At 69.5% G+C, this 11,091-nt stretch carries 12 protein-coding genes; 6 read left to right on the top strand and 6 right to left on the bottom strand.

From position 1 onward, the window contains the following. Positions 1–117: 117 nt before the first annotated feature. Positions 118–627 carry a DUF3576 domain-containing protein gene (locus OUA97_RS06430; RefSeq protein WP_267230993.1) on the bottom strand — a complete coding sequence of 170 codons (510 nt, stop codon included), beginning with the start codon at positions 625–627 and terminating at the stop codon, positions 118–120. 259 nt (positions 628–886) lie between these two features. Here OUA97_RS06430 and OUA97_RS06435 point away from each other — a divergent pair, with 259 nt between their 5' ends. Next, the gene (locus OUA97_RS06435) at positions 887–1,282 is read left to right on the top strand and encodes an NtrZ family periplasmic regulatory protein (protein ID WP_267230994.1); all 396 of its coding nucleotides are present in this window, start codon (positions 887–889) and stop codon (positions 1,280–1,282) included. On the opposite strand, the gene OUA97_RS06440 is transcribed toward OUA97_RS06435, so the two are convergent. Further along, the gene (locus OUA97_RS06440) at positions 1,272–1,862 is read right to left on the bottom strand and encodes a thiamine phosphate synthase (RefSeq protein WP_267230995.1); all 591 of its coding nucleotides are present in this window, start codon (positions 1,860–1,862) and stop codon (positions 1,272–1,274) included. The two genes, OUA97_RS06435 and OUA97_RS06440, sit on opposite strands and share 11 nt — an antisense overlap. Before the next feature lie 19 nt (positions 1,863–1,881). Here OUA97_RS06440 and OUA97_RS06445 point away from each other — a divergent pair, with 19 nt between their 5' ends. Beyond that, positions 1,882–2,535, top strand: a complete 654-nt coding sequence (locus OUA97_RS06445) for a YggS family pyridoxal phosphate-dependent enzyme (RefSeq protein ID WP_267230996.1) — start codon at positions 1,882–1,884, stop codon at positions 2,533–2,535. Here OUA97_RS06445 and OUA97_RS06450 read toward each other — a convergent pair. Continuing rightward, positions 2,532–3,038 (bottom strand): L,D-transpeptidase family protein, encoded by a 507-nt coding sequence (locus tag OUA97_RS06450; protein WP_267230997.1) that lies wholly within the window; start codon positions 3,036–3,038, stop codon positions 2,532–2,534. The two genes, OUA97_RS06445 and OUA97_RS06450, sit on opposite strands and share 4 nt — an antisense overlap. A 58-nt stretch (positions 3,039–3,096) precedes the next feature. Between OUA97_RS06450 and OUA97_RS06455 the strand changes: the two genes are divergently transcribed. Both OUA97_RS06455 and OUA97_RS06460 read left to right on the top strand, forming a co-directional pair. Then, positions 3,097–3,783: a response regulator transcription factor gene (locus tag OUA97_RS06455; RefSeq protein WP_267230998.1), complete on the top strand. Its 687-nt coding sequence runs from the start codon at positions 3,097–3,099 to the stop codon at positions 3,781–3,783. Positions 3,784–3,807: 24 nt separating this feature from the next. Beyond that, positions 3,808–4,272 (top strand): hypothetical protein, encoded by a 465-nt coding sequence (locus OUA97_RS06460; protein WP_267230999.1) that lies wholly within the window; start codon positions 3,808–3,810, stop codon positions 4,270–4,272. Here OUA97_RS06460 and OUA97_RS06465 read toward each other — a convergent pair. Next, positions 4,269–5,075: an exodeoxyribonuclease III gene (locus OUA97_RS06465; protein ID WP_267231000.1), complete on the bottom strand. Its 807-nt coding sequence runs from the start codon at positions 5,073–5,075 to the stop codon at positions 4,269–4,271. The two genes, OUA97_RS06460 and OUA97_RS06465, sit on opposite strands and share 4 nt — an antisense overlap. A 214-nt stretch (positions 5,076–5,289) precedes the next feature. Beyond that, on the bottom strand, positions 5,290–5,934 hold the full coding sequence (locus OUA97_RS06470) for a LolA family protein (RefSeq protein ID WP_267231001.1): 645 nt from the start codon (positions 5,932–5,934) through the stop codon (positions 5,290–5,292). Between the two features lie 284 nt (positions 5,935–6,218). On the opposite strand from OUA97_RS06470, the gene OUA97_RS06475 reads away from it, so the two are divergent. Together OUA97_RS06475 and OUA97_RS06480 are read left to right on the top strand one after the other, a co-directional pair. Then, positions 6,219–8,054 (top strand): phosphoenolpyruvate carboxykinase (GTP), encoded by a 1,836-nt coding sequence (locus tag OUA97_RS06475; protein WP_267231002.1) that lies wholly within the window; start codon positions 6,219–6,221, stop codon positions 8,052–8,054. Between the two features lie 142 nt (positions 8,055–8,196). Further along, positions 8,197–9,339 (top strand): serine hydrolase domain-containing protein, encoded by a 1,143-nt coding sequence (locus OUA97_RS06480; RefSeq protein ID WP_267231003.1) that lies wholly within the window; start codon positions 8,197–8,199, stop codon positions 9,337–9,339. 42 nt (positions 9,340–9,381) lie between these two features. Here the strand turns inward: OUA97_RS06480 and OUA97_RS06485 are convergent. Then, on the bottom strand, positions 9,382–11,091 hold a 1,710-nt coding region (locus OUA97_RS06485; RefSeq protein ID WP_267231004.1), incomplete at its 5' end, for a DNA translocase FtsK.

Consider the following 11,091-nt stretch of genomic DNA (forward strand, 5'->3'; position numbering starts at 1 on the left):
GGGGAGGGCTCTCGAATTCAGTAGTAGGATGTCGGCCAGCGGCGGATGGCGCTGGCCCTGGGGAGGGAGCGCATCCGAACCGGTTTCCACCCTTGCTGAATGCGCCCCGAAAGGGCCTTAGCCGATGTTCGACAGCCGAAGCTGCCGCGCCTTGGTAAGGATCGCGTTTTCCAGGTCGGTTTCGGTCTGGCCGGCCGACGGCGCGTCGGTCCAGTTCCCGGCCGCATCCTTGACCTGCTTGAAGACCGCCACGTTCAGGCCGTCGGCGCGCAGGCGCGAATCCAGGATGTAGACGGTGCACTTGAAGCGCTCGTCCGGCTTTTCCGGGTTCACGTACCAGTCGGTGATCACCACGCCGCCGTACGGGTCGGCCGAGGCCAGCGGCATGAAGGACAGGGTGTCCAGCGTCGCCCGCCACAGGTAACCGTTCACCCCGATCGCGGGCTGGTTCGCATTGGCCGGAGCAGACTTCTTGTCGCCGCCCAGTCCAAACACACTGAAGCCGCCTGGCTCCTGGGTCTGGAAGGTCCGGGGACCGCCGCTCGAGCACGCTGCCAGCGCCGTGAGGCTCAGCACCAAGGCTCCGGTCGTCACGCCACGCATCAACTCACCGCGCACAAACGGCATATATCGGCTCCTAGTCGTTCTTCCGCGTCGGTTCGCGCCGCGGCGCCGCCCCCTCGCAGCCGCGCCCTCTATAACAATGCCCGTGGAACCGCCAAACAGGAATCGCGTGTCTCAGCCGCCACAGCTGCCGACGATCTGCCTGCGGAGCGTGCAACCGGCCCTTGGAGTCGGTTGACCTGACGTCTCGGCGGACTTTAATCGCGGCAACGGTCACGTCTCCAAGTGGCGTGGTCGGGGCTAAGGGGCCATATAGGTGGTTATGTCCAAGCGGTTGGTCATTTCGTTGATCGGCGCGGCGCTCCTCGTGAGCGGCGCTTCGGCGGCGCATGCCCAGTCGAGCGCGGCTCCGGGCGCGAAGGGCAAGACCGCCGATTTCACCGTGCGCAGCGAGACTTCCACGACCCCGCAAGGGAACAAGTCGCTGAAGTGGGACACGCGCAAGGGGCGCTGGGGGGTCACGCTCAATCTCGAACAGCGGGGCGAGCGCGACACCCAGTGGAACGACGTCGAGGCCGGGGCCTATTTCCGGGTCACGCCGAGCCTCCGGGTCGGGGGCGCCGTCGCCCTCGGTGAAAAGGAAGCGCCGGCCTACAAGAAGACCGAGCCGCAGGAATCTGCGCCGCGCGTCCGGCTCGAGACCGCCTTCAAGTTCTAAGGGCTTCCACAGCCGCCAGACCGACCAGGCCCGCAGGCAGCAGCCGGCGGGCTGTTTTGTCGTTGACGCCGCCCAGCGCATAGACCGGGCCGCCGGCGGCGCGGGCCAGCTGCGCCAGGCGCAGGGGGCCGATCGGCGCCCCGGCCGAGGGACTGCTTGACGGAAAGACCGCCGAGACCACCACGGCGTCGGCGCCGGACGCCAGGCCGTGTCGGGCCGCCGACAGGCTGTGCGCCGCCGCCGTGACGATCCAGCCCGTGCGCCGGATGCGCCGGGCCCGCCCCGCCAACCGCTCCGGAAGATGGACGCCGTGGGCCCCGACCTGCGCCGCCAGCCCGGCGTCGGCCCCGATCAGCAGCATCAGGCCGCGCTCGGCGGCGATCTGGGCCAGCCGTCGGGCGCGTAGCTCGGCGTCCGGCGCCCCGAAAGCGCGGAAGACGATCGCCGATCCCCGCGGCAGCCGCCAGGCGGCCGCCTCGATGTCGGGCGTGCGGCCCGGATCGGTGAAGAACAGCAGCGGCGGCAGCGGGGGCTTTCGCCCGGCCGCGCGGCGACCTATGGCTTGGGCCGTTCTCGTCACTGTCCAGAAGTTCGCCGCGATGACCGTTCCTCCCGCCCTCACCGACGTCCTAGACCGGATCGCGCGCGCGGCGAAGGCGTCCGGCCGGCGTGCGGGCGACGTGACCCTGGTGGCCGTCTCCAAGCAACAGCCCTGGGAGAAGGTGGCGCCGATCCTGGCGGCGGGCCAGTCGGTGTTCGGCGAGAACCGGGTTCAGGAGGCGATGGAGCGCTGGTCAGGTCGCCAGGAGGCGCTCGAGTTGCGGCTGATCGGGCCGCTGCAGTCGAACAAGGCCAAGGAGGCGGTGGCGTTCTTCGAGGTGATCGAGAGCCTCGACCGCGAGAAACTGGCCCGCGCCCTGGCCGAGGAAATCCAGAAGCAAGGCCGCACGCCGCGGCTCTACGTCCAGGTCAACACCGGCGAGGAGCAGCAGAAGGCCGGCGTCGTCCCGGCCGAGGCGGACGCCTTCATCGCCGCCTGCCGCACGACCTATGGCCTGCAGGTCGAGGGGCTGATGTGCATTCCGCCAGCCGCCGAGCCGCCGGGCCCGCACTTCGCGCTGCTGGCCAAGATCGCCGCCCGCAACGGCGTTGCGAAGCTCTCAATGGGCATGAGCGACGACTTCGAGACCGCGATCCGCTTCGGGGCCACCAGCGTGCGGGTCGGCTCGGCCCTGTTCGGCGCCCGCGGCTAGACCTGTTCGATGGCGACGGCGTCGCCCAGCTTGGCTAGCGACAGCAGTTCCAGCATGTCCTCGCGCGACAGCGCCACGCAGCCTTCGGTCGGCGCGTAGCCGGGGCGGGCTAGGTGCAGGAAGATCGCCGAGCCCAGCCCCGGAACCGGCGGGTCGTCGTTGTGGGCCAGGATGCAGACCAGGTCGTAGACGTCGTCCTCGCGCCACATCTGCTCGGCGCTGGCCGGATGCGGCAGCTTGACCGCCCGGTTGTAGGCCGGATCGCCCGGCGCATCGCACCAGCCGTCGTCGCGTTCCAGCGCCTTGGTCGGCAGCCGCGTCTGCGGGGGGCCGCCCTTGTCGGGCCGGAACAGCACCCGGCGGATGCCCCAGGTCCCGAGCGGCGACTTGCCGTCGCCCTCGCGCTTGTCGGCGGCCGCGATCACCCCGCCTTTTCCCAGCGCGCAACGGGTGATGCGTCCGTCCAGGCGGAAGCTTCCATCTGACATCGCCGTGAAGATCATGACTTAAGGGAACTCCCGCGGTTGGCTCTTTAGGGCGATACGGTGCATGTTCGGGTCCATGGCTCAACGCAAGACCTTGCTCGTCGTCGACGACAACGAAGAACTCCGCGGCGCGATCGCCGAACAACTCCAACTCTCCGAGGACTTCTCGGCCATCGAGGCGGCGACCGCCGGCGATGGGGTGAAGGCGGCGGTCGAGAACCGCCCCGATCTCATCCTGCTCGATGTCGACCTGCCCGACATGAACGGCCGCGAGGCCTGCCGCCAGATGCGCGCCAAGGGCGTCGTCGCCCCGATCATCATGCTCACGGCGGCCGCCGCCGACGACGACCAGATCTCCGGCCTGGAGGCCGGCGCCAACGACTATGTGACCAAGCCCTTCAAGTTCCAGGTGCTGCTGGCGCGCATCCGCGCCCAGCTGCGCAGCGCCGAACAGTCGGAGGGCGCGGTGTTCCATCTCGGCGCCTACGAGTTCCGGCCCTCGGCCAAGATGCTGGTCGACGCCAACCAGAAGAAGATCCGGCTCACCGAAAAAGAGACCAACATCCTGAAGTACCTCTACCGCGCCGGCGAAAAGCCGGTCTCGCGCGAGGAGCTGCTGGCCGAGGTCTGGGGCTACAACGCCGGGGTCACCACCCACACGCTGGAAACCCACGTCTATCGCCTGCGCCAGAAGATCGAGCCCGACCCGGGCAACGCGCGCCTGCTGCTGACTGAGGCCGGCGGCTATCGACTGGCGCCTTAGGGCGGACTTAGGGGGCGGCGGCGCGTGGCGAAGAAAAAGTGGACGGTCGCGCGCGCCTTTCCGCTGATGCTGATCGGCGCAGTGGTGGTGGGGGTGATCGTGGTGGCGGTCGGCTCGCACCTGCGCCGGGCTACGGTCATCGCCGAGTCCACGGCCAGCCTGCCGGCCGGCGCGCTTGAGGGCGAGCCCTGCGCCGTGCTGACCAAGGACGAGTACGCCGCCCGCGGCGCCAAGGCCCAGCACGGCTTCATCACCAACGACATCCGCTATGATCGCCGCTACGGCCATGCCGACTGCAGCATCGTCAAGGCCGGCGGGGCGGGGAACGACTTTGTCCCGGTCTGCCAGTTCAGCGGCCCGGCCCAGCTGGTGGTGACCACCGGCAAGGGCGCCTTCTATTTCGCGCCGGGCGTCGGCCGGCCGGCGACGGTGGCCACGCGCGACGGCGTGCCGACCTGCGTGATCCCCAAGGTTCCGGCGAAGTTCTAGACCGCGAAGTCGGCGCTGACCGGCGCATGGTCGCTGGGGCGTTCCCACTCGCGCACGTCGTCGTGCACCCGCGAGGCGGCCTTGCCGGTGTGGAAGGCCGCGTCCTTCAGGCCGGGCGTCACCAGGATGTGGTCGAGCCGCAGCCCGCGGTTGGACTTGCGGAAATCGGCCGCCCGATAGCTCCACCACGAGAACAGCTTTTCCGGCTCGGGGATCGCCGCGCGCGGCAGGTCGATGAAGTCGAGGCTGGCCTTCAGCTTGGCGAACGCCTCCAGCTCGATCGGCGTGTGGCTGACGATCTTCGACATCTGCTTGTGGCTCCAGACGTCGAACTCGCCGGGCGCGACGTTCAGGTCGCCGACAATGGCCAGCGGCGCCTTAGGGTCGCGGCGCGCCATCTCGGCGGTCAGCTTCTCGAAGAAGTCGAGCTTGTGGTCGAACTTCGGATTGAGCTCGCGGTCGGGGATGTCGCCGCCGGCCGGGATGTAGAAGTTCCGGATCTCGACCCCGGCCACCTTGCCCCCGACGCAGCGGGCATGACCCTCTCGGCAGACGTCCAGCGGCGCGGCGTCCTCGATCGGCAGCCGCGAGGCGATGGCCACTCCATGCCAGCCCTTCTGGCCGGCGATCTTGATGTGCGGCAGGCCGGCCGCCTCGAAGGCGGCGCGCGGGAACTCGCCCTCCTGGCACTTGATCTCCTGCATGCACAGCACGTCAGGGGCCTGCTCGTCGACGAAGCGGGCCACTTGCTCGGCCCGCAGGCGCACGGAGTTGACGTTCCAGGTGGAGAGGCGAAGGCGCATGGACGGGTTTCTAAGGGGCTTCGGGCAAAAAGAAACGCCCGGGCACTGGAGAAGCCCGGGCGTAAAGTGTGTCTCTCATGCCGCCGCCGGGAGGGGATAGGGTCCGGCACGGAATGGGGTCGCGATCGCGCGAACCCAATAGTGTCATTAATGCCACTCGCGGCGATAAAAAGTCAATCAAAAATCACGCGGCATCTTGCCTGTTGTGAATGTGTCACATTTTGCCGCGGCCGACGCTCTTCGGGCGCGGGTCCTTGAGGACGAACAGCGACGGGGCCAGGCCGCTGGTCTTGGTCAGGCTGGTCAGGCGGATGCGCGTGGACGAGCCCTGCGCGTCGGTGACCGTCCAGCCGACCAGCGCCAGCGGGCCGTCCGAGAAGGTGAGGGTGATCTGTCCCTCGGCCTGCTTCTTGGCGTCGCGGGCGGTGATCGAAAAGCCGTCCGTCAGCCGTGCGACGCGGGTGACGTTGATCCCGCGGTCGAGCCGGATCTGGCGGGCCAGGAAGATCGAAAGCGGCGTGGCCATCAGCGGGTAGGCGTCGAAGGTCTTCAGCCGCGAGTCCGCAATCGAGACATTGCCGCCGTCCGAGACCACCAGCAGGCCGGAGGGCTTGTCGTACTCGAAGCGCGCCTTGCCCGGGCGCTTCAGATAGAGCGAGCCCTGGGTCATCGCCCCGCGCGCGTCGGTCTGCACGAACCGGCCCTTGGCCTCGGTCAGGCCCTCCAGATAGGCCGCGGCGCGATCGACCAGCGCCTTGTCCGCTGCCGACAGCGGCGCGGCGGGCGCGCGCTGGGCCAGGGCGGGGAGGGGCAGGGCGGCCAGGCCCAGCGCCAGGGCGCGGCGGGTCAGTCGGGTCATGCGAGGGCGAACTCCAGTTTCGGCGAGCCTTCTATACGGCGCCGTGGGCCTCATTAGGGCGCAAGAACGGCGAAGCTGGCGCTTGGTTGCGCCCACCTGATTGTGAGCAAAAACTTACCCCAGGCAGGCGACATTTCACCCGCTCCGGAGCGATTCCGCAGTGCAGCAAGCTTGTGCGCGTCAAAAATCGTACATATCACCGGGCCGTCGGCCGCCTGAGCGACCCCGCCAGAGGGTCTCCGTGGCCGGCGATGACGCGTGGGTAACATAAGGGGCGCAGCCTGATGGGCTTGGCCATTCCGGGTCTCGACGAGGCCCCGACCAAACATGCCGGACTCCTGGCCTGGGTACGTGAAGTCGCTGAACTCACCCAGCCCGACCGGGTCCATTGGTGCGACGGCTCCGACGCGGAGTGGAACGCCCTCACCGCCGAGCTGGTGAAGTCGGGGACGCTCAAGCCGCTCAATCCGCAGAAGCGGCCCAACAGCTTCTACGCCGCCTCGGACCCGCGCGACGTGGCCCGGGTCGAGAGCCGCACCTTCATCTGCTCGCAGGATCCGGCCGACGCCGGCCCGACCAACAATTGGCTCGACCCGCAGGAAATGCGGACCAAGCTGCAGGGCCTGTTCAAGGGCGCCATGCGTGGCCGCACCATGTACGTCGTGCCGTTCTGCATGGGCCCGCTCGGTTCGAAGATCTCCGCCCTGGGCGTCGAGATCACCGACAGCGCCTATGTCGCCATCTCGATGCGGGTGATGACCCGGATGGGCAAGGGCGCGCTCGACATGCTCGGCGACGACGGCTTCTTCGTCCCCGCCCTGCACACCGTCGGCGCGCCGCTCGCGGCCGGCCAGGCCGACGTGCCGTGGCCCTGCAACGAAGAGAAGTACATCGTTCACTTCCCCGAGAGCCGCGAGATCTGGTCCTATGGCTCGGGCTATGGCGGCAACGCGCTGCTGGGCAAGAAGTGCTACGCGCTGCGCATCGCCTCGGTGATGGCCCGTGACGAGGGCTGGCTGGCCGAGCACATGCTGATCCTCAAGCTGACCTCGCCGCAAGGGCAGGTCCGCTACGTCGCCGCCGCCTTCCCCAGCGCCTGCGGCAAGACCAACATGGCGATGCTGCAGCCGACCATCCCCGGCTGGAAGGCCGAGACCGTCGGCGACGACATCTGCTGGATGCGCTTCGGCGACGACGGCCGCCTCTATGCGATCAATCCGGAGGCGGGCTTCTTCGGCGTGGCCCCGGGCACCGGCGTTGCGACCAACAAGAACGCGGTCGACGCCCTGCACGCCAACACCGTCTTCACCAACGTGGCCCTGACCGCCGACGGCGACGTCTGGTGGGAAGGCCTGACCGATACGCCGCCCGAAGGCCTGACCGACTGGAAGGGCCGGGCTTGGTCGCCCGAGCTCGGCGAGCCCGCCGCCCACCCGAACGCCCGCTTCGCCGTGCCGGCCGACCAATGCCCGGTGATCGCCGGCGAGTGGGACGATCCGGCCGGCGTGCCGATCTCGGCGATCCTGTTCGGCGGACGTCGTGCGAGCGCGGTGCCGCTGGTGACCGAGGCCTTCGACTGGGAGCACGGCGTGTTCCTGGCCGCCAACGTCGCCTCGGAAGGCACCGCCGCAGCCGAGAACAAGGTCGGCGAGCTGCGCCGCGATCCGTTCGCGATGCTGCCGTTCTGCGGCTACAACATGGGCGACTATTTCGGCCACTGGCTGAAGGTCGGCGCCGGCGCCGACGCCGCCAAGCTGCCGCGCATCTACTTCGTCAACTGGTTCCGCAAGGGCGCCGACGGCAAGTTCCTGTGGCCGGGCTATGGCGAGAACGCCCGCGTCCTGAAGTGGATCGTCGGCCGTCTCGAGGGCGAGGCCCAGGCCGTCGACACTCCGATCGGCCGCGTGCCGAGCAAGGACTCGCTCGACCTGTCCGGCATCTCGATCGATCCGGCCGCGCTCGACACCCTGCTGTCGGTCGACGCTGAAGTCTGGACCGAGGAAGCCGCCCTGATCCCCGAATTCTACGAGAAATTCGGCGATCGCCTGCCTAAGGCCCTCTGGGACCAGCACGCCGCCCTCGGCCGCCGCCTCGGCGCCCAGGCCCAGGCCGCCGAGTAGCGTCGGGCCTTTCAGACAAGTTGGCCGGGGCGGTTCGCCGCCCCGGCCTTTTCTTTGCGCGTCGACCGGGAGCTGACGCCACGGCAGGCTTGCGCTGCAAGCTGCGCCGTCCATCTGATCTGGAAACCGGATGGAGCGCGCCATGACTCACAACCTCGACGCCAGCCTCGACGACGTCATCGACCGGGCGCTGTCCGACCAGCGGATCGTCGGGACGGTGGTGCTCGTCGCCCGCGGCGGCGACCTCGTCTACGCCCGCGCCGCCGGCGACGCCGATCGCGAACGCGGCCTGCCGATGGCGCTGGAGACGGTCTTCCGCCTGGCCTCGGTGACCAAGCCGATCGTCGCCGCCGCGGCCCTGGCGATGGTCGAGCGCGGCGATCTGGCGCTCGACGCTCCGGTCAGCCGCTGGCTGCCGGACTTCCGGCCCCCGGGCCCAGGCGGCGCGCCCGCTGAGATCACCGTCGGCCAGCTGCTGAGCCACACCAGCGGGCTCAGCTACGGCTTCCTGCAGCCTGACGGCGGCCCCTATCTGGCGGCGGGGGTCTCCGACGGCCTCGACCTGCCCGACCGTGCAATGGCCGACAACCTGGCCCGGCTGGGCAAGATCGAGCTGTTCTTCCCGCCCGGCGCGGCCTGGAACTACTCGGTCGGCCTTGATGTCCTGGGCGCGGTCATGGAGCAGGCGGTCGGCAAACCCTTGCCGCAGCTGGTCGACGAGCTGATCCTGCGCCCGCTCGGCATGAGCGCCAGCGGCTTCTATGTCGATAGCGCGGGTCAGCTCGCCACCCCCTATATCGACGGCCGGCCGCCGCGCCCGATGCAGGAGCCGGACGTCTCGCCGTTCTTCGAGCTGTCCGGCATCCGCTATTCGCCGGCCCGCGCCACGCGGCCGGCCTCGTTCCCGTCCGGCGGCGCCGGCATGGTCGGCACGGCGGGCGACGTGCTGAAGCTGCTGGAGGCGGTCCGCACCGGCGGCGGGCCGGTCCTGTCGCAGGACTCGGCCGCATCCATGCTCAGCAACCAGATCGGCGAGTTGACAGTCACCACCCACGGGCCCGGCTGGGGCTTCGGCTACGCCGGGGCGGTGCTGAAGGACCCGGCTGCGGCCGGCTCGCCGCTGCGCCAGGGCACGGTCAGCTGGGGCGGGGTCTACGGCCACTCCTGGCAGATCGTCCCAGACCGCGAGACGACGGTCGTGGCCCTGACCAACACCGCCATCGAAGGCATGAGCGGGGTGTTCCCAGGCGAGCTCGGCGCGGCGGTGGCTGCGGCGGTGGGGTGAAGACCGTCCCTTTTCCCCTCCCCTCGGGGGGAGGGAGAAGCACTACGGCGGCGCGCCGACCAGCACCTCGCGCTTGCCGGCATGGTTGGCGGGGCTGACCACGCCCTCGTTCTCCATCCGCTCGATCAGCGAGGCGGCGCGGTTGTAGCCGATCTGCAGCCGGCGCTGGACGTAGCTGGTCGAGGCCTTGCGATCGCGGGTGACCACGGCCACGGCGCGGTCATAGAGGTCGTCGCCCGATCCGCCGCCCTCGTCGCCGAAGGCCTCGCCGCCGCCGTCCTCGTCGTCGCCGCCGGCGGTGACGTCCTCCAGGTACTGCGGTTCGCCCTGGTCGCGCAGGAACTTGGCCACCGCCTCGACCTCGCCGTCGGACACGAACGGCCCGTGCAGGCGGGTGATGCGGCCGCCGCCGGCCATGTAGAGCATGTCGCCCTGGCCCAGCAGCTGCTCGGCGCCCTGCTCGCCGAGGATGGTGCGGCTGTCGATTTTCGAGGTGACCTGGAAAGAGATCCGGGTCGGGAAATTGGCCTTGATGGTGCCGGTGATGACGTCGACCGACGGGCGTTGCGTCGCCATGACCAGGTGGATGCCGGCGGCGCGCGCCATCTGGGCCAGGCGCTGCACCGCGCCTTCCACGTCCTTGCCGGCGACCAGCATCAGGTCGGCGACCTCGTCGATCACCACCACCAGGTAGGGCATCGGTTTTGGGTCGATCCGCTCGCTCTCGTAGATCGGCCGGCCGCTGTCGTCGAAGCCGGTCTGCACGGTGCGCTCGAAGTGCTCGCCCTTGGCGGCCGCTTCCTTGGCGCGCTCGTTGTACGAGGCGACGTTGCGCACCCCGATCTTCGACATCAGCCGGTAGCGGTCCTCCATCTCGCGGACCGTCCACTTCAGCGCGACGATGGCCTTCTTCGGGTCGGTGACGACCGGGGCCAGCAGGTGCGGGATGCCGTCATAGACCGACAGTTCCAGCATCTTGGGGTCGATCATGATGAACCGGCACTGGTCCGGCGGCAGCCGGTACAGGATCGACAGGATCATCGCGTTGACGCCGACTGACTTGCCCGAGCCGGTGGTGCCGGCGATCAGCAGGTGGGGCATCTTCGACAGGTCGGCGATATAGGGCTCGCCGCCGATGTTCTCGCCCAGCGCCATCGGCAGGGCCTGGGTCGAGCGCTCGTACTCCGAACTGGCCAGCAGGTCGCGCAGATAGACGGTCTCGCGCCGCGCGTTCGGCAGTTCGATGCCGATGGCGTTGCGGCCGGGCACGACGCTGACGCGGCAGGCGGCGACCGACATCGAGCGGGCGATGTCGTCGGCCAGGGCCACGACGCGGGCCGACTTCACCCCGGCCGCCGGCACCAGTTCGTAGAGCGTGACCACCGGGCCGGGGCGGATCTGGTCGATGGTGCCGCGCACGCCGAATTCGGCCAGCACGCTTTCCAGCAGCTGGGCGTTCTGGCGCAGGGCGCCTTCGTCGAACTGCGAGGCGCGCGGCTTGGGCTTGGCCAGCATGGCCAGTTCGGGCAGCGCGAAGCCGCCGGTCTTCACGAAATCGAATGCGCCCTGGGCCTCGCGCTGCTCGCGGCCGGATTCCTTAGGCGCGGGCTTGGGCTGCTTGATCGCCACCGGGCTGGCGACGGTGTCGCCGTCGTCGAGATCGTCGGCGTCGTCGGCATAGGCCATGGATTCCACGGTCGACGCGGGCTGCGCCGGGCGCTGGGCGGGGGACGCGGCCGGTTCGGCCGCCGG

This window comes from Phenylobacterium sp. 58.2.17, from assembly GCF_026411515.1.
In the GTDB taxonomy this organism is placed as follows: domain Bacteria; phylum Pseudomonadota; class Alphaproteobacteria; order Caulobacterales; family Caulobacteraceae; genus Phenylobacterium.

What these genes read in the sequence shown, in the direction of transcription:
- OUA97_RS06475 (WP_267231002.1), top strand. Translation starts at nt 6,219, where the DNA reads ATGGGCTTGGCCATTCCGGGTCTCGACGAGGCCCCGACCAAACATGCC.
- OUA97_RS06480 (WP_267231003.1), top strand. Translation starts at nt 8,197, where the DNA reads ATGACTCACAACCTCGACGCCAGCCTCGACGACGTCATCGACCGGGCG.
- OUA97_RS06445 (WP_267230996.1), top strand. Translation starts at nt 1,882, where the DNA reads ATGACCGTTCCTCCCGCCCTCACCGACGTCCTAGACCGGATCGCGCGC.
- OUA97_RS06435 (WP_267230994.1), top strand. Translation starts at nt 887, where the DNA reads ATGTCCAAGCGGTTGGTCATTTCGTTGATCGGCGCGGCGCTCCTCGTG.
- OUA97_RS06470 (WP_267231001.1), bottom strand. Translation starts at nt 5,934, where the DNA reads ATGACCCGACTGACCCGCCGCGCCCTGGCGCTGGGCCTGGCCGCCCTG.
- OUA97_RS06465 (WP_267231000.1), bottom strand. Translation starts at nt 5,075, where the DNA reads ATGCGCCTTCGCCTCTCCACCTGGAACGTCAACTCCGTGCGCCTGCGG.
- OUA97_RS06450 (WP_267230997.1), bottom strand. Translation starts at nt 3,038, where the DNA reads ATGATCTTCACGGCGATGTCAGATGGAAGCTTCCGCCTGGACGGACGC.
- OUA97_RS06430 (WP_267230993.1), bottom strand. Translation starts at nt 627, where the DNA reads ATGCCGTTTGTGCGCGGTGAGTTGATGCGTGGCGTGACGACCGGAGCC.
- OUA97_RS06455 (WP_267230998.1), top strand. Translation starts at nt 3,097, where the DNA reads ATGGCTCAACGCAAGACCTTGCTCGTCGTCGACGACAACGAAGAACTC.